At 71.7% G+C, this 14,730-nt stretch carries 17 protein-coding genes; 8 read left to right on the top strand and 9 right to left on the bottom strand.

The window, feature by feature from the left end; genetic code table 11:
* Nucleotides 1-8 precede the first annotated feature (8 nt).
* Nucleotides 9-1,100: a DUF3344 domain-containing protein gene (locus tag OHA91_RS22045; RefSeq protein ID WP_408059177.1), complete on the bottom strand. Its 1,092-nt coding sequence runs from the start codon at nucleotides 1,098-1,100 to the stop codon at nucleotides 9-11.
* Nucleotides 1,101-1,274: 174 nt separating this feature from the next.
* Here OHA91_RS22045 and OHA91_RS22040 point away from each other — a divergent pair, with 174 nt between their 5' ends.
* From OHA91_RS22040 to OHA91_RS22020, 5 genes are all read left to right on the top strand, one after another.
* Nucleotides 1,275-1,529: a chaplin gene (locus OHA91_RS22040; protein WP_031150618.1), complete on the top strand. Its 255-nt coding sequence runs from the start codon at nucleotides 1,275-1,277 to the stop codon at nucleotides 1,527-1,529.
* A gap of 118 nt (nucleotides 1,530-1,647) precedes the next feature.
* On the top strand, nucleotides 1,648-2,058 hold the full coding sequence (locus tag OHA91_RS22035; protein ID WP_030963015.1) for a rodlin: 411 nt from the start codon (nucleotides 1,648-1,650) through the stop codon (nucleotides 2,056-2,058).
* Nucleotides 2,059-2,299: 241 nt separating this feature from the next.
* The gene (locus tag OHA91_RS22030) at nucleotides 2,300-2,533 is read left to right on the top strand and encodes a chaplin (RefSeq protein ID WP_031150614.1); all 234 of its coding nucleotides are present in this window, start codon (nucleotides 2,300-2,302) and stop codon (nucleotides 2,531-2,533) included.
* A gap of 120 nt (nucleotides 2,534-2,653) precedes the next feature.
* Nucleotides 2,654-3,823 (top strand): chaplin, encoded by a 1,170-nt coding sequence (locus OHA91_RS22025; protein ID WP_328739810.1) that lies wholly within the window; start codon nucleotides 2,654-2,656, stop codon nucleotides 3,821-3,823.
* A gap of 179 nt (nucleotides 3,824-4,002) precedes the next feature.
* Complete coding sequence (locus OHA91_RS22020) at nucleotides 4,003-4,350, top strand: hypothetical protein (protein ID WP_031150609.1); 348 nt, start codon at nucleotides 4,003-4,005, stop codon at nucleotides 4,348-4,350.
* A 111-nt stretch (nucleotides 4,351-4,461) separates the two neighbouring features.
* Here OHA91_RS22020 and OHA91_RS22015 read toward each other — a convergent pair whose 3' ends face one another.
* Nucleotides 4,462-4,701: a chaplin gene (locus tag OHA91_RS22015; protein WP_030845163.1), complete on the bottom strand. Its 240-nt coding sequence runs from the start codon at nucleotides 4,699-4,701 to the stop codon at nucleotides 4,462-4,464.
* Nucleotides 4,702-4,846: 145 nt separating this feature from the next.
* Nucleotides 4,847-5,308: a hypothetical protein gene (locus OHA91_RS22010; RefSeq protein ID WP_031150606.1), complete on the bottom strand. Its 462-nt coding sequence runs from the start codon at nucleotides 5,306-5,308 to the stop codon at nucleotides 4,847-4,849.
* Between the two features lie 275 nt (nucleotides 5,309-5,583).
* Between OHA91_RS22010 and OHA91_RS22005 the strand changes: the two genes are divergently transcribed.
* Nucleotides 5,584-5,994, top strand: coding sequence for a rodlin (locus tag OHA91_RS22005; protein WP_031150604.1), 411 nt, complete (start codon nucleotides 5,584-5,586; stop codon nucleotides 5,992-5,994).
* Between the two features lie 116 nt (nucleotides 5,995-6,110).
* Here the strand turns inward: OHA91_RS22005 and OHA91_RS22000 are convergent, their stop codons facing one another.
* Nucleotides 6,111-6,752, bottom strand: coding sequence for a vitamin K epoxide reductase family protein (locus OHA91_RS22000; protein ID WP_031150602.1), 642 nt, complete (start codon nucleotides 6,750-6,752; stop codon nucleotides 6,111-6,113).
* Nucleotides 6,753-6,944: 192 nt separating this feature from the next.
* On the opposite strand from OHA91_RS22000, the gene OHA91_RS21995 reads away from it, so the two are divergent.
* Nucleotides 6,945-7,715 (top strand): DUF6227 family protein, encoded by a 771-nt coding sequence (locus OHA91_RS21995; RefSeq protein ID WP_031150601.1) that lies wholly within the window; start codon nucleotides 6,945-6,947, stop codon nucleotides 7,713-7,715.
* Between the two features lie 45 nt (nucleotides 7,716-7,760).
* On the opposite strand, the gene OHA91_RS21990 is transcribed toward OHA91_RS21995, so the two are convergent.
* From OHA91_RS21990 to OHA91_RS21980, 3 genes are all read right to left on the bottom strand, one after another.
* A complete protein-coding gene (locus OHA91_RS21990) occupies nucleotides 7,761-8,714 on the bottom strand; it encodes a 1-phosphofructokinase family hexose kinase (RefSeq protein ID WP_266500573.1) in 954 nt (317 codons plus the stop codon).
* Nucleotides 8,711-9,472, bottom strand: a complete 762-nt coding sequence (locus OHA91_RS21985) for a DeoR/GlpR family DNA-binding transcription regulator (RefSeq protein WP_031150599.1) — start codon at nucleotides 9,470-9,472, stop codon at nucleotides 8,711-8,713. The genes OHA91_RS21990 and OHA91_RS21985 overlap by 4 nt, the downstream gene beginning before the upstream one ends.
* A gap of 137 nt (nucleotides 9,473-9,609) precedes the next feature.
* Complete coding sequence (locus tag OHA91_RS21980) at nucleotides 9,610-11,193, bottom strand: MFS transporter (RefSeq protein ID WP_037632300.1); 1,584 nt, start codon at nucleotides 11,191-11,193, stop codon at nucleotides 9,610-9,612.
* Between the two features lie 62 nt (nucleotides 11,194-11,255).
* On the opposite strand from OHA91_RS21980, the gene OHA91_RS21975 reads away from it, so the two are divergent.
* The gene (locus OHA91_RS21975; protein ID WP_031150597.1) at nucleotides 11,256-12,212 is read left to right on the top strand and encodes a helix-turn-helix transcriptional regulator; all 957 of its coding nucleotides are present in this window, start codon (nucleotides 11,256-11,258) and stop codon (nucleotides 12,210-12,212) included.
* A gap of 84 nt (nucleotides 12,213-12,296) precedes the next feature.
* Here the strand turns inward: OHA91_RS21975 and OHA91_RS21970 are convergent, their stop codons facing one another.
* Together OHA91_RS21970 and OHA91_RS21965 are read right to left on the bottom strand one after the other, a co-directional pair.
* The gene (locus OHA91_RS21970; RefSeq protein WP_031150596.1) at nucleotides 12,297-13,274 is read right to left on the bottom strand and encodes a sigma-70 family RNA polymerase sigma factor; all 978 of its coding nucleotides are present in this window, start codon (nucleotides 13,272-13,274) and stop codon (nucleotides 12,297-12,299) included.
* A gap of 588 nt (nucleotides 13,275-13,862) precedes the next feature.
* Complete coding sequence (locus OHA91_RS21965; protein ID WP_051893138.1) at nucleotides 13,863-14,687, bottom strand: dioxygenase family protein; 825 nt, start codon at nucleotides 14,685-14,687, stop codon at nucleotides 13,863-13,865.
* Nucleotides 14,688-14,730 lie beyond the last annotated feature (43 nt).

Below are 14,730 nucleotides of genomic sequence, written 5' to 3'. Positions count from 1 at the left end.
TCCTACGTTCAGCGGCGCGCGTCTGTCTGAACGAAGAGCACACCGAGGAAATGACCCTGACTTTCGCCCGTGAACCTGAACCTCAGGCTGCGGGCACCACCGGACAGAGCGGGACTCAGGTCGAACACGTCCGCGTCATATCCGAGATTATTCATATGATCTGGCTGTCGCACGAAAGATTGGCCGCCGAATTCCGTGATAGTGGAATTCATGACGTCGTTGAAAGGGTTTTCGCCGTCGCTGAGGCTCACCCGGCGACCACTGGCGGCCGTCACGGTGAGTGAGTCCCCGAGGGTGCCCCGGTCCCCGTCGTACGCGACCACGCCGGCCCGCCCCGCCGATCCCGCCGGCGCGTCCACGCCCTCGATCTCGACCGTTCCGTCGCCTGCCCGGGCGGCGAGCGACTCGAAGCCGTCCCACAGCGAGATCCGGCGCAGCGGCTCCTGCGGGTGCTCGTAGGCGACGACGAGCGTCCAGCCGCCCCAGGCCCCGACCTCGGAGTGGCCCATGGCGATGTTCAGCTGGGAGACCGTCCACATCCCGGCGCCGCCCTTGCGCACCAGCGGGGTCACGTCCGCGGAGGCCTGGTAGGCGTCGCTGCCCGCGTCCGTGCGGTGGCCCATCACCGTGTCGGCGAGGACCTCCTTGTACGCCCCGCCCGGCTCGGCGACCAGCACCCGGCCGTTGTCCTGCGGGGGCTTCTGCTCGCCCACCCGCAGGTTGCCGCCCCAGTAGAGCCGGGCGTACGAGACCTTCGCGCCCTGGGGGACCTTGAGCTCGGCCCGAGTGGAGTTGTAGGTGTCCGGGTCCTTGTCCACCTCGCTGTAGAACATCTCGAACTCGCTGTTCACCCCCGCCGCGCCCCGCTTGACCTCGGCGCACGGCTCCGCCTGCGGGGACTCCTCCTTGCGGCAGCTGATGCCCGAGTTGGAGGCGCGGACCAGCCCGCCGTGCTGCACGGCTTGGTAACGCTGGGTGAACGGGACTCGGGGCAGCTCCTTGGGCGCGGGCGCCGCTGCGGCCGCCGCGGGAACGTTCACGGAAAGCGCGAGGCAGGACAGCAGGCCGAGTGCGCCGAGGATTCTGCCGGAGGAACCCATGACCCTGTCTCCATTTTCGATCAAGGGGACAAAACAGGAGTGAACTTTGTCAGAAATCGGGCTGGAAATCACGTCGGACTCGCTCGTACGGCCTTTTGGGCGATAGCACGCACCCTCGCAACGGGCGGGTCGTTATGAGGTGCACCATTGTTCGAACCGAAAGGAAATACGCAGATGAAGAAGAGGCTGCTGCGCGGCACCACCATCGCCGCCGCGGGTGTCGCCGTGCTGATGGGCGGCGCGGGCCTCGCCTCCGCACACGGCGGGGGCGGTGCGACGGCCGAGGGCATCGCCGCCGGCTCCCCCGGTGTGGCGAGCGGCAACCTGGGCCAGATCCCGGTCCACGTACCCGTGAACGTCTGCGGCCTGACCGCGAACCTGGTCGGCGCGCTGAACCCCGCGTTCGGCAACACCTGCGTGAACGCCTGAACGTCAATCGCGCCGCCCGAAACGGCTGCATCCGGGTGAAGCCGCGCAACCCGCGCCGGGTCGCGCCCGTTGATCCAGGTGCTCCACTACCGGGCAATCCTGCAAAAAAGGGACGACAATGATCAAGAAGATGATGGCCTCGGCCGCGGTTGCCGCCTCGGTCGTGGGCATGGGTGCCGCGATGGCCCCGCAGGCGATGGCGGTCGGCAACGACAACGGCATCAACACCGTCAACGGCAACAACTCCGCGCAGATCTACGGCAACCAGGCCACCTACGGCAACATGAGCCCGCAGATGGCGCTCATCCAGGGCTCCTTCAACAAGCCCTGCATCGCGCTCCCCGCGAAGGCCAACGTCCAGTCCGTGCTGGCCCTGATCAACGTCGGCGTCCAGGACATCCCGGTCCTGTCCAGCCCGCAGAACCAGCAGTGCACCGAGAACTCCACCCAGGCCAAGGGCGACGAAGCCCTCTCGCACATCCTCAGCAACATCCCGGTCCTCTCCGGCAACGCCTCGGCCGGCAGCTGACCGCACCCCGCGCCCGCGAGGCCGTCGCACCTTCGGGTCGCGGCGGCCTCGCCGCATTGTCGGGCGGATCCGCACCCCGGAATTTGCGGTGCAAATCACCGCCCGACCGGCCGCCCGAATTATCCCGGGGCATCGGGGTGAATTTCCGGACGGTCGCCGAAAAGGCGCGGTTTCTTTTCCCCCGACTGCTCGTTGTTAATTCTGCAGTGGATACGCCTCTGCGGGAAGGATCGAAAAGAAAATGACGTACAAGAAGGCAGTGGTGCTGGCCGCCGGCGCTCTGATGGCCGCCGGTGCCGCCTCCCCCGCCATGGCCGACGCGGCGGCCGACGGCAAGGCCGCGGGCTCCCCGGGCGTCGCCTCCGGCAATGTCGCCCAGATCCCGGTCAACATCCCGGTCAACATCTGCGGCAACAGCGTCAACATCGTCGGGCTGCTGAACCCCGCCTTCGGCAACACCTGCGTCAACGCCTGACGCAGTGCGTGCGCCCGCAAGGGCAGACCTCCTCGCAGGTGGCCTCGGAGTGCACGGCGGTGCACTCCGGGGCCACCTGCGATTCACCACCGGCGCCTGCCGGTAGACAGGGAAGGACCCATGCGACAGGTACTGAGCCGACAGGTACTGGGCAAGGGCATGCTCACGGCGGCAGCCGCGTCGAGCCTGTTGTCGATCGCGACCGGGGCGGCCTACGCGCACACCGGTGCCACGGCCGAGGCCTCGCATTCGCCGGGGGTGCTGGCCGGAAACAGCGTCTCGGTACCCATCACGTTCTCCCCGAACGTGTGCGGCAACAGCGTGGACGGCGGCGCGGCCCTCAACCCCGCGATGGGGAACACCTGCGTCACCGGCGGCGGATCGCACACCGGCGCGGGCCACGACTACGAGCGCTACCTGAGCCCCCAGCAGGCCGAGGCCTTCGAGCACTACCTCGACGAGCGCGCCGGCCGCCACGCGGTCCCGGAGCAGCGCCAGGAGTCACGGCCGTACGAGGTACCGCGGCAGCAGGTGGCACGGCCGGAGCAGGCGCGGCCGGAGACCCCCCGGAAGGAGGGACCCCGCCACGCCAAGCCGCGCCACGAGGAGCCGCGCCACGAGGGCGGCTACGGCGGTCCGGGCGAGCAGCAGGACCGGGAGGAGGAGTGCGACGACCACCCCGCACCCGCCCCGCCGGCGCACCACGCCCCGCCCGCACCCGAGCACCCGCACCCGAAGCCGGAGCCGGTGGAGGACCACCCGGCCCCGCTGCCGGTCCCGGAGCCGGTCCAGGAGGCTCCGGCCCCGCCCGCGGAGCAGCCCGTACCGCTCCCGGCCCCGGCGCCCGCCCCGCAGCCCCCGGCCGAGGAGGCTCCGAAGCCGCTGCCCGCCCCGCAGCCGCCGGTCGAGGAGGCCCCGCACACGCTGCCCGCCCCGGCGCCGGTGGCCGAGGAGGAGGCGCCGCCCGCGCCGCCGCACGGCAGCCACCCGGTGGAACGCCCGGCTCCGGCACCCGTCCCCGAGGCCGCGCCGCCGGCGGACCAGCCGCCGGCCGCCCCCTCGGGCGACACGCCGGTCCACGTACCGCCGGCACCCGCACCGGTTCCGGCACCCGCCCCCGCGGACGCGCCCGCACCGGCCCCCGCACCGGCTCCGGCTCCGGCCCCCGCCCAGGCGGATGCGCCCCGGCTGGCCGAGACCGGCGCGGGTCAGCCCGCGGCCGCGGCGGCCCTCGCCTCGGCGCTGATCCTGGGCGGCGCCATTCTGTACCGGCGCTCGCGCATCGCCTGACCGGCAATACCGGTAATCGGAAGAAATGTCGGCCGGAGAATCCCTCGTCGGATTCTCCGGCCGCTGTCATGTACCGGTGCGTTCGCGTTTCCAGGGCGCCCGGGAATCGTTACGCATGGCGAAAGCGGCGCGCCGGTCGCCGCCCGTGCCTCTGTCCACGAAAGAAGAGGATTTCGATAATGAAGCTCACGAAGGTCGCCGCTGTCGTCGTCGGCTCCGTCGCCGCCCTCGGCGCCTCCGGTACCGCGTTCGCCGCCGAGCCGGCGGCCGCGATGCCCCCCATGAGCCTGACCGGCGGGGTGACCCAGACGCTGGACGCCGTCGCCCCCGTCACCGAGAACCTTCCGCAGACGGTGGGCAACGGCCTGGCCGAGCAGGGGGACACCGTCAACAAGGTCGTGGGCACGGCCCAGAAGGTCAACAAGGCCCGCAACGACGTTCCCGGCACCGTCCTCGGCCTCGCGAACGGCGCCACCCAGGCCTCGCCGATGCTGGGCGGCGTGCAGCTCAACGGCGGCAAGGGCTGAACCACCCCGGGCAGCTAGGGCCCGGCGAGGCCGCCGTCCCGCGACCCGCCGACAAGACTGTGGGCGCCACCGGCAAGGCCGGGGCGCCCACAGTCAGTCGTACGACCGACGTCAGTCGTTGACGCAGACGTTGCCGAACGCCGGGTTCAGCAGGGCGATCACGTTCACGGTGTTGCCGCAGACGTTGACCGGGACGTGGACCGGGACCTGGAGCAGGTTGCCGGAGAGGACGCCGGGGGAACCCACGGCCGCGCCCTCGGCCGACGAGTCGGCGACGGCGGAGCCGGCGGCACCGGCCGCGGCGAGACCAGCGGTGGCCAGGACCAGGGCGGCCTTCTTGGCAGAGTTCATGGGAAGTGCACCTTCTGTTCGACGTTCCGCCCCGCTCCGGGGCTCACACCGAGCGAAACGTTCCACGCTCCCAGACGACACGGGTTCGCGCACGATCAGACCTGTTCGGCTCAATCGGCGTCACCGTGTTGCCGCTCCGGGCCCGTTACGGGAGGGCGGGGAGCTGGACCTCCGGGAGTTGTACGTCGGGGACCTCCACGTCCGGGACCTCCGGCACGAGTTCGACCGGGGCCGCCGGATCGGGCAGCGCCGGCGGGGTGAGCGGCACCTGCGGGAGCTCGACCCCGGGGATCTCGGGGAGCTGCACCCCCGGGATGCTCGGCAGGTTGATCTCCGGCAGCTTGATGTCCGGCAGCGTGATCTCGGGAAGCTTGATCTCCGGGATCTTGATGTCCGGCAGGGTGACGCCCGCCGGCAGCAGGGCCTTGATCTGCTCGAGGAGCCCGTTGACGAGGTCGTCGATCGGGCCGGCCGGAGCGGCCTTGGTGGATGCCGCACCGGACCCGGAGTCGAGAGCGCTCGCGGGTGCCGCCGCGCCGGTCAATATGACGACGGCGAGCGCCGAGGGGACGAGGAGACGGGCGCGGGCCGGCTTCGTGCGGTGCATGGGGGTTCCTTCGCGTGGGGACACGGGACATGGGAGCGGCCGGGATCGGACCGCTCCTTACTCACCGTGGGAACACCTCTTACGGAGCGCAACAGGACCCCGGCCGACTGGGGCCGCGTACGGGCTTCGCGCACGTGTCCGCAGGCGGCTCACCCGGGCTGGGGAAAACATCGGGACGCGCGGGCCGTTTGAGTGAAGCAGCGGAACCAACCCCCTGACCGGGCAGTTGACCAGGGCGCTCCATCAGCGGGCACTCGTGCGACAAAAGGATCAAGATGTTCAAGAAGTTCATGACCGCCGCCGCGGTTTCCGCCGTTGCCGTCGGCGCGGGCGCTGCTGCCGCGGCCCCGGCCATGGCCATCGGCAACGACAACGGGGTCAACACCGTCAACGGCAATGGTTCCCAGCAGATCTACGGCAACCAGAAGACCCACGGCGACCAGAGCCCGCAGCTCAGCCTGGTCCAGGGCTCCCTGAACAAGCCGTGCATCGGCCTGCCGGCGAAGATCAACGCCCAGTCGCTGATCGCCGCGCTCAACATCGGCGTCCAGGACATCAACGTCCTGTCCAACCCGCAGAACCAGCAGTGCACCGAGAACTCCACCCAGGCCAAGGGCGACGAGCCGCTCTCCCACATCCTGGACAACATCCCGATCCTCTCCGGCAACGCCTCCGTCGGCAGCTGATTTCCGCTCCCCCCGCCCCGCGCGGGGGTCCGGGCCGACGAGCCCGCGGCAGTGCGTGACAGGGCCCCGGCAGCCTCCAGCTGCCGGGGCCCTCGCACGTGCCGCGCACGCGGCGGTCAGCCGGTCCAGAAGTCCCACCACCGGGTGAGGACCAGCATCCCGATCACCCCGATGTGCAGGGCGGGCGGGGCCCAGCCGAACTCGGTGAAGAAGACCCGCAGCGGGCCGGGGGCGGGGAGCACCCGTGTACGGACGTTGTGCGCGGTGACCGCCCAGAACATCAGCAGCGTCGCCACCCAGGCCAGGCAGCACCACAGGCAGAGCGCGTTGATCTCGTAGAGCGACTGGACCATGAGCCAGCTGCAGAAGCCGACGCCGAAGAGCGTGCCGGCGTTCAGTCCGAGCCAGAACCAGCCACCGTATCGGGCGCCCGCCAGGAGGCCGGCGCCGACGCAGACCACGGCGGCGTAGCCGACCAGTCCCAGCATGGGGTTGGGGAAGCCGAAGGCCTGGGCCTGCTCGCTCTGCATCACGCTGCCGCAGGAGACCACCGGGTTGAGGCTGCAGGCGGGCTTGAAGTTCGGGTCCTCCAGCAGGAGGAACTTGTCGAGGGTGATCACCCAGGAGGCCAGCAGCCCGGCCGCGCCGGTGACGGCCAGCAGCCAGGCCAAGCCCCTTGGTGCGGCGTCCCGTTCGTCTGCGTCTGCACTGCCGGGCCGTCCCTGCTGGCGCGGGAGGCCCACTGTATTCGTTGCCATGCGGCCCATATTCCCCCGTCCCCACCCAGAGCGGGCCCAACCATGCCCATTCGTACGCAAGTTGACCTGAAGGTGTGGCGGGAACCTCCGATGCTTCCCGGACGTTTTACCGAACCCCGGACGTGATGTCAGAGCCAGGGGTTACGTTGAGCTTCCGCGAAGTGACAAGCTGCGACGGCCTGGAGACCCACCTTGAGCGATCCGTACGAGACAACCGAGGCGCACCTCGACCGACTCCTCGGCCGCGCCCTCAACTCCTTCGACCTGCCGGACAGGCTGGTCGAGCGCCTCGGTACGGCGCTCGCCCACAGCTCTTCGCTCTACACCACCCACCACAATCCGGCAGCGGGCGTCTGGCGGGAGACGCACCGGCACACCTACCTGCTGGCCGACGGCGGTTCCGTCTCGCTGTGGGAGCTGTCGTACCGACCGGAGGGCGACCGCGCCGTGCGGCACGAGGTCTTCCCGAGCAAGGCGGAGACCTGTCTGGCGGTGGCCCGGCTCTTCGGGGAGTCCGCCGCGGGGGCGGTCCCGGATCCGGTGCCGCTCGCGGGCGAGGAGGATCCGTACGACGACGCGTCGGCGCTCGGTGCGCTGTTCGCCTCCGCGGCGCCGGTGCCCCGGCACCGGGAGTACGTGGTGGAGGATTCCGCCGACCACGCCCGCCGGGTGCTGCGCCGCGCGGAGAATCCGGACCGGCCCGGCGAGCGGGTGGCGGCGCTGCTGCGCGCGGCGTACGGCCACCAGATCACCCAGGCGTTCGGGACGCGGCAGGCCCTGCCGAACGGGCGGGACGCGGGCTTCAACCTGTACGAGCACGCCTTCGTGCTGCTGGACGGGACCGAGCTGAGCCTGTGGGAGGTCGAGCACACGGCGACGCCCGACGGGCGGCACATGTGCGAGGTGTACGAGAGCGAGGCCGTCGCGCGCGGGGCGATGGAGCTCCGCGCCCGGGTCGGCTGATCCCCACCCCCCTCTCCCGTCCCGTTGCTTCACGTCCCGGCCGCGTCAGGGTGTCCCGGGGTCGGTGAGCGGGAGGTCCAGGAGCAGGTCTCGCGTAAGGCGGACCTGGTCCGGCCGCAGGTCCGAGGGGGCCGGCATGACGGAGCCCGGGAGCCGGCCGGCGGCCGCGCCGTGGGCCAGGGCCGAGCGGAGCGCGCCGGGGCCGTCGCCGCCGGCGATGAGGAAGCCGGCCAGGGCGGCGTCGCCCGCGCCCGCGGTGCCGCGGGCCGCCCCGGCGGGCTCGGTGGTGCCGTGGCAGACGCCTTGGTCGCCCACCAGGAGCAGGCCGTCGCGGCCGAGGGAGGCCAGGACCGCTCCGGCGCCCAGGGCGTGGAGTTCCTGCGCCGCCCTGACCGCCTCACCCAGGGTGGACACCGGGCGTCCCACGGACGCCGCGAGCCCGGACGCGTCCGGCTTGATCACGTCGGGGCCGGCCGGCAGCGCCGCGCGCAGGGCGGGGCCCGAGGCGTCCAGGGCGACACGGACGCCGGCCGTGCGGGCCGCGGCCACCAGGTCGGCGTACCAGTCGGGTGCGAGGCCGCCCGGGAGGCTGCCGCAGCCGGCTATCCAGGAGGCGTCGGCGCGGGAGGTGCGGACGGTGTCCAGGAGGAGGTCGGATTCCTGCGGCGACAGCTTCGGTCCGGTGGCGTTGATCTTGGTGAGGGTGCCGTCCGGTTCGGCGAGCGAGATGTTCGAACGCGTCCGGCCGACAATGGAGACGGCCGTGACGTTCACGCCCTGCCCGCCGAGGAGTTCGGCGAGGAGCACACCGGGGGCTCCGCCGAGCGGGAGGACCGCCGTCGTGGGGACGCCCGCGGCGGCGGCCGCGCGGGAGACGTTGACGCCCTTGCCCCCGGGGTCGATCCGGTCCCCCGCGGCGCGCAGCACCCGGCCCCGGTCCAGGGAGGGAAGCTCGTAGGTCCGGTCGAGGGAGGGATTGGGGGTGACGGTGAGGATCATACGAGCACGACTTCCGTACCGGCGGCCTCGATGGCCGCCTTGTGAGCGGGGGCGAGCCCCGTGTCCGTGAGGAGGAGGTCCACGTCCGCGAAGGAGCCGAAGCGCGCGAAGTGCTCCTGGCCGGCCTTCGTGGAGTCGGCGAGGAGGACGACGCGGCGGGCGGCGGCGATCGCGGCGCGCTTGACGGCGGCCTCGGCGAGGTCGGGGGTGGTCAGGCCGCCCTGGGCCGAGAAGCCGTTCGTGGCGAGGAAGGCGACGTCTGCGCGGATCTCGGCGTACGCGCGCAGCGCCCAGGCGTCGACGGCGGCGCGGGTGCGGTGGCGGACGCGGCCGCCGACGAGGTGCAGGTCGATGCCGGTGTGGTCGGCGAGCCGGGCGGCGACGGGCAGCGCGTGGGTGACGACGGTGAGGGCGAGGTCGACGGGGATCGCGGTCGCCAGGCGGGCCACCGTACTGCCGGCGTCCAGGACGACGCTGCCGCCGTCGGGGAGCCGCGCCAGTGCGGCGGCGGCGATGCGGTCCTTCTCCGCGGCGGCGGTCGCCTCGCGCTCGGTGAGGTCCGGTTCGAAGTCGAGGCGGCCGACGGGGATGCCCCCGCCGTGCACCCGGCGGACCAGGCCGGCCCGGTCCAGGGCGGTGAGGTCGCGGCGCACGGTCTCGGCGGTGACCTGGAAGCGGTCGGCGAGGGAGAGCACGTCCACGCTGCCCGCCTCGCGGGCGAGGCGGAGGATCTCCTGGCGGCGCTCCTGTGCGTACATGTGGTTCTGCGTCCGTTCGATGCCCGGGACTGTGACTTTCCCCCACCGTACGCATATTTACGGACAGAAACAAAGGAAAACGGACACACCCACCCAGGACGGGCGGGCGTGTCCGTAGCGAAGACCGAGGTCGGGGCCTAGAGAGCGGGCACCTTCTCGGGGGCGTCCGCCGCGTGCTCGGGGGTGTTCGCCGCGTGCTCGGCGGCGCCTTCGCGCTCCTCCATCGGGATCGCCTTGCGCGGCAGCATGAACATCACCGCGGAGATCACGACCAGCACGCCCACGACCCACCAGAGCGCGCCGCGGAAGGCCTCGACGTAGGGCGGGCCGAAGGCCATGTCGTCCTCGATCAGCCCGAAGAAGACCACGGAGGTCAGGGCGAGGCCCAGCGCGTTGCCCATCTGGCCGGTGGTGTTGATCAGCCCGGAGGCCGAGCCCGCGTCCCGGCGCGGCACCTCGGACAGCGTGGTGTCGTTGAGCGGGGCGACGATCAGGCCCATGCCGATGCCCATGAGGACCAGCGGGGCGGCCATCTGCCAGGAGGCGATCTCCATGCCGTAGTGCTCGGACTCCCAGATGTAGAGGACCAGGCCCGCGGCCATGACCAGGGCGCCCGCCTGGAGCACCTTGCGCCCGAAGCGCGGCACGAGCTTCTCGACGGAGAGGCCGGCGGCCACGGAGACGGCGATGGAGAAGGGGATGCCGGTGGTGCCGGCCCGCAGGGCGCTCCAGCCGAGGCCCATCTGCATGTAGAGCGTCCAGACCAGGAAGAAGATGCCGGTCGCGATGCCGAAGGTCAGCTGGACCGCGATGCCGCCGGCGAAGCTCTTGACCTTGAAGAGGGAGAGCTCGACGAGCGGGGAGCCGTCCTTCTTGATCTTGTACTTCTCGTACGCGATGAACGCGGCGAAGACGAACGGCGACGCGATCATGCAGACGAAGCCCCACAGCGGCCAGCCGTTCTCGCGGCCCTGGGTGAGCGGGAAGATCAGCATGACGAGGGCGAGGGTCGCGAGGACGACGCCGACCAGGTCCAGCCGCAGGGCCTGCGGGGCCTTGGACTCACTGATGAACTTGCGGCCCAGGATCACGCCCGCGATGCCGACGGGCAGGTTGATCAGGAAGATCGGGCGCCATTCGAGGCCGAAGAGGTTCCACTCGGTGAGCAGCGCGCCGAGCATGGGGCCGGAGACCGCGCCGAGGCCCACGATCGCGCCGAACATCCCGAAGACCTTGCCGCGCTCCTGCGGCGGGAAGGTGACGTGGATGATGGCCAGCACCTGCGGCACCATCATGGCGGCCATGCCGCCCTGGAGGATGCGGGAGGCGACGAGCATGCCCGGGTCGGCCGCGATGCCGCACAGCAGCGAGGCGACGGTGAAGCCGGCTATGCCGACGAGGAAGAGGCGCTTGCGTCCGTAGATGTCACCGAGACGGCCGCCGGTGATGAGCCCTGCGGCGAACGCGAGCGCGTAACCTGCGGTGATCCACTGGATCGCGCTGGTGGACGCGCCGAAGTTCTGGCGCATGGTGGGTATCGCGATGTTGACGATCGTGACGTCGACCAGGTCCATGAAGGCCGCGGTCATCACGATGGCGAGCGCCAGCCAGCGGCGGCGGTCGGGGGGTGAGCTGGGTGCGTCGTGGGCTACGTCGTTCCGCTCTTCTCGTACGGGCCCGTTCTCTCTTTCGGGCGATGTCTTGGACGTCTCGGTGGTCATGAGGAGAAACTTAGACGGGATGTAGGTCAGTTAGTGTCCTATTTCGCTGGCAACCTGGATCCATGACCGACACACCGGCACGGCTGCTCTCCCTGCTGTCCCTCCTCCAGACCCCGCGCGAATGGCCCGGGAGCGAGCTGGCGGAACGGCTGCGGGTGAGCGCGCGGACCATCCGGCGCGACATCGAGCGGCTGCGGGAACTCGGCTACCCGGTGGAGGCCACGCTCGGGGCCGAGGGCGGCTACCGGCTGGTCGCGGGCGCGGCGATGCCGCCGCTGCTGCTCGACGACGAGGAGGCCGTGGCGATCGCGGTGGGGCTGCGGGCGGGGGCCGGGCACGCGATCGAGGGGGTCGAGGAGGCCTCCGTACGCGCCCTGGCGAAGCTGGAGCAGGTCCTGCCGTCGCGGCTGCGGCACCGGGTGGGCACGCTGCAGTCGGCCACGATCGCGCTGACGCGGGGCGACGGCGCCAGGGTGGACCCGCGGACGCTGACGACGATGGCGTCGGCGGTGGCCGGGCCGGAGCGGCTCCGGTTCGCCTACCGGGCGCGGGACGGAGCCGAGTCACGGCGGCTGGTGGAGCCCTACCGGCTGGTCAGCACGGGCAGCCGGTGGTACCTGGTGGCCTACGACATGGAGCGGGAGGACTGGCGGACCTTCCGGGTGGACCGGGTGGCCGAGGCCTTCGCCACGGGGGCCCGGTTCGCGCCGCGGGAGCTGCCGATGGACGCGGAGGAGTTCGTGCGGCGGGGGCTCGGCGCGCACGGCTCGCAGACGTACGCGGTGGAGATCGCCTTCGAGGCGGGAGCGGCCGAGCTGCCGGAATGGCTGCGGGCGGCCGTCGTGCCGGGCGGGGCGACGCCGGCCCTGGTCCGCTTCGAGAGCCGGGACGCGCCGGAGTGGCTGGCGGCCCGGCTGGCGCTGACGGGGCTGGCGTTCACGGTGCGAGAACCTGCGGCGCTGCGGGCGGCGGCCGGCACGCTGGCCGCGCGGCTCACGTCGGCGGTGGCGCCCGGATAGGTGGCGGCGCCCGGACACGGGGGAGCCCCGGCGCCTGGGGGGGATAGGCACCGGGGCTCGTTCAGGGGGCTCGGCGGCGGGCGGCTAGGCCACGGCGTCGAAGCCGGTGTCGCGCGCCATCCGCTTCAGCTCCAGCAGGGCGTGCTTCTCGATCTGGCGGATCCGCTCGCGGGTCAGGCCGTGCTGCTTGCCGACCTCCGTCAGGGTCCGCTCGCGGCCGTCCTCGATCCCGTACCGCATCTTGATGATCGACGCGGTGCGCTGGTCGAGCTTGCCGAGCAGGTCCTCCAGCTCCTCGCTGCGCAGCAGCGAGAGCACGGACTGCTCGGGGGAGATCGCCGAGGTGTCCTCCAGGAGGTCACCGAACTGCGTGTCGCCCTCGTCGTCCACCGACATGTTCAGGCTGACCGGGTCGCGCGCCCAGTCCAGTACGTCGCCGACGCGCTTCTCCGTCGAGTCCAGCTCGGCGGCGATCTCGGCGTGCTCCGGGTCGCGGCCGTTCTCACGGTTGAACTCGCGCTGGATCCGGCGGATCCGGCCGAGCTCCTCGACCAGGTGGACGGGGAGGCGGATGGTGCGGGACTGGTCGGCGATGGAGCGGGTGATGGCCTGGCGGATCCACCACGTGGCGTACGTGGAGAACTTGAAGCCCTTGGTGTAGTCGAACTTCTCCACGGCGCGGACCAGACCGGCGTTGCCCTCCTGGATCAGGTCGAGGAGGGGCAGGCCGCTGCGCGGATAGCGCCGGGCGACGGCGACGACGAGGCGGAGGTTGGAGCGGATGAAGACTTCCTTGGCCCGCTCCCCTTCGGCGGCCAGCGCCTCCAGCTCCTCGCGGGTGGGCTTGTCCCCGTCACGCTCTGTCGCGCCGTCGAGGATCTGCTGGGCGTAGACACCGGCCTCGATGATCTGGGAGAGCTCCACTTCCTTGGCGGCGTCGAGGAGCGGGGTGCGCGCGATCTCGTCCAGGTACATGCCGACCAGGTCGCGGTCTGCGATCTCCCCGCCCACAGCGCGTGCACTGCTCGTGGACTGACGGCGGGCGACGGCGCGGGTTGCCATGCGTGCTCCCTTGCGATGAGTTCGGTCGCGGTGCGGCTGCCGGACGGCCACCGTGGTGCGGTGGTGCGCCCTCGGACACTCTCCCGAGTGCCCGCATCCGAAGGAAACAACGACTGGAATCGGGACAGAATTCCCACGCTGGTCCCTCTTTTTCGAGATCTTGCAGTATCCTGCCCCGCCACGAGAGGGGGACGAATGTCGCACGATCGCGAAGAGGTGCAGGTCAGGCCCCGAATGGTGCCCGGCCCGACGTCGCCCGTGGACTCGTGTCCGTGAGACGGCCGTCACGCTCGGCGCCAGCTCGTTCACTCGGAGCGGCGCCGCCCCGGCTGCACTCCCACCCCTGCAGACGGCCCCCACGGGCTTCTGGTTGCCTGGACACCCGTTCGGGTGAGGCCTGGGCGCATTTCGTCGGCATGGGACGCGGCCTCCGTAGCGTCGAGGGCGTCGCTTGTGGCGCCCGGTCGGCGACGCCCACACCGATGAGGAGACCACGGTGCCGTACGGCACCGCAGTGGCCGTGCCCGAGGGACCCGCCAAGGGGTTCACCATCGACGAGTCGATCACCGGGGCCTTGAGGGGAACCTCTCAGCCGAACTGGAGGGAGCGCTTCGAGAGGCCCATCCAGAAGCCGGACACCGGGTCGCGGCGGGCCGTGAGGTCGCCGGTGGCGTCGGCCGCGCCGAGGGTGACGAAGAGCGGGGCGAAGTGTTCCGTACGGGGGTGGGCCAGGCGGCCGGACGGGGACCTGGCCTCGAAGTCGAGCAGGGAGTCGACGTCGCCGGCGGCCAGCGCCTCGCGGCCCCACGCGTCGAACTCCGCGGACCAGCCGGGGACGCCCGGGCCGGTGTGGCGCAGCGCGGCCAGGTTGTGGGTGAAGAAGCCGCTGCCGACGATGAGGACGCCCTCGTCGCGCAGGGGTGCGAGCTTGCGGCCGATGTCCATCAGGCGGCGCGGGTCCAGCGTCGGCAGGGACATCTGGAGGACCGGTATGTCGGCCTCCGGGAACATCTCCACCAGCGGGACGTACGCACCGTGGTCCAGGCCGCGGTCCGGGATGTCCTGGACCGGGGTGCCCGGGGCGCGGAGCAGCGCCCGGACCGATGCGGCGAGCGCGGGGGCGCCGGGGGCGTCGTAGCGGACCCGGTAGTAGTGCTCGGGGAAGCCCCAGAAGTCGTAGACGAGCGGGGCCCGCTCGGTGGCGCCGAGGGCCAGGGGGGCCTCCTCCCAGTGGGCGGAGACCATGAGTATCGCCGTGGGGCGGGGCAGGTCCGCCGACCAGGCGGCCAGTTCGCCCGGCCAGACCGGGTCGTCGGCGAGCGGCGGCGCCCCGTGGCTGAGGTAAAGCGCCGGCATGCGCGCCGCCTGCGGGGTCGCGCCCGTCGGGGCCTGGGGTGCGGGGGCCGGGGTCATGGGGGGCGCTCCTCCGTCGTCGTACAGGGCTGCCTCGAAAAGA

Source organism: Streptomyces erythrochromogenes (genome assembly GCF_036170895.1).
Lineage (GTDB): Bacteria > Actinomycetota > Actinomycetes > Streptomycetales > Streptomycetaceae > Streptomyces > Streptomyces erythrochromogenes.
Note: the sequence above shows the minus strand (reverse complement) of the source record. Positions and strands in the feature narration are given on the sequence as shown.

Excerpts from the sequence above, each read along its gene's own strand:
- OHA91_RS22045 (WP_408059177.1), bottom strand. The coding sequence starts at position 1,100 with ATGGGTTCCTCCGGCAGAATCCTCGGCGCACTCGGCCTGCTGTCCTGC.
- OHA91_RS22040 (WP_031150618.1), top strand. The coding sequence starts at position 1,275 with ATGAAGAAGAGGCTGCTGCGCGGCACCACCATCGCCGCCGCGGGTGTC.
- OHA91_RS22035 (WP_030963015.1), top strand. The coding sequence starts at position 1,648 with ATGATCAAGAAGATGATGGCCTCGGCCGCGGTTGCCGCCTCGGTCGTG.
- OHA91_RS22030 (WP_031150614.1), top strand. The coding sequence starts at position 2,300 with ATGACGTACAAGAAGGCAGTGGTGCTGGCCGCCGGCGCTCTGATGGCC.
- OHA91_RS22025 (WP_328739810.1), top strand. The coding sequence starts at position 2,654 with ATGCGACAGGTACTGAGCCGACAGGTACTGGGCAAGGGCATGCTCACG.
- OHA91_RS22020 (WP_031150609.1), top strand. The coding sequence starts at position 4,003 with ATGAAGCTCACGAAGGTCGCCGCTGTCGTCGTCGGCTCCGTCGCCGCC.
- OHA91_RS22015 (WP_030845163.1), bottom strand. The coding sequence starts at position 4,701 with ATGAACTCTGCCAAGAAGGCCGCCCTGGTCCTGGCCACCGCTGGTCTC.
- OHA91_RS22010 (WP_031150606.1), bottom strand. The coding sequence starts at position 5,308 with ATGCACCGCACGAAGCCGGCCCGCGCCCGTCTCCTCGTCCCCTCGGCG.
- OHA91_RS22005 (WP_031150604.1), top strand. The coding sequence starts at position 5,584 with ATGTTCAAGAAGTTCATGACCGCCGCCGCGGTTTCCGCCGTTGCCGTC.
- OHA91_RS22000 (WP_031150602.1), bottom strand. The coding sequence starts at position 6,752 with ATGGCAACGAATACAGTGGGCCTCCCGCGCCAGCAGGGACGGCCCGGC.
- OHA91_RS21990 (WP_266500573.1), bottom strand. The coding sequence starts at position 8,714 with ATGATCCTCACCGTCACCCCCAATCCCTCCCTCGACCGGACCTACGAG.
- OHA91_RS21985 (WP_031150599.1), bottom strand. The coding sequence starts at position 9,472 with ATGTACGCACAGGAGCGCCGCCAGGAGATCCTCCGCCTCGCCCGCGAG.
- OHA91_RS21980 (WP_037632300.1), bottom strand. The coding sequence starts at position 11,193 with ATGACCACCGAGACGTCCAAGACATCGCCCGAAAGAGAGAACGGGCCC.
- OHA91_RS21975 (WP_031150597.1), top strand. The coding sequence starts at position 11,256 with ATGACCGACACACCGGCACGGCTGCTCTCCCTGCTGTCCCTCCTCCAG.
- OHA91_RS21970 (WP_031150596.1), bottom strand. The coding sequence starts at position 13,274 with ATGGCAACCCGCGCCGTCGCCCGCCGTCAGTCCACGAGCAGTGCACGC.
- OHA91_RS21965 (WP_051893138.1), bottom strand. The coding sequence starts at position 14,687 with ATGACCCCGGCCCCCGCACCCCAGGCCCCGACGGGCGCGACCCCGCAG.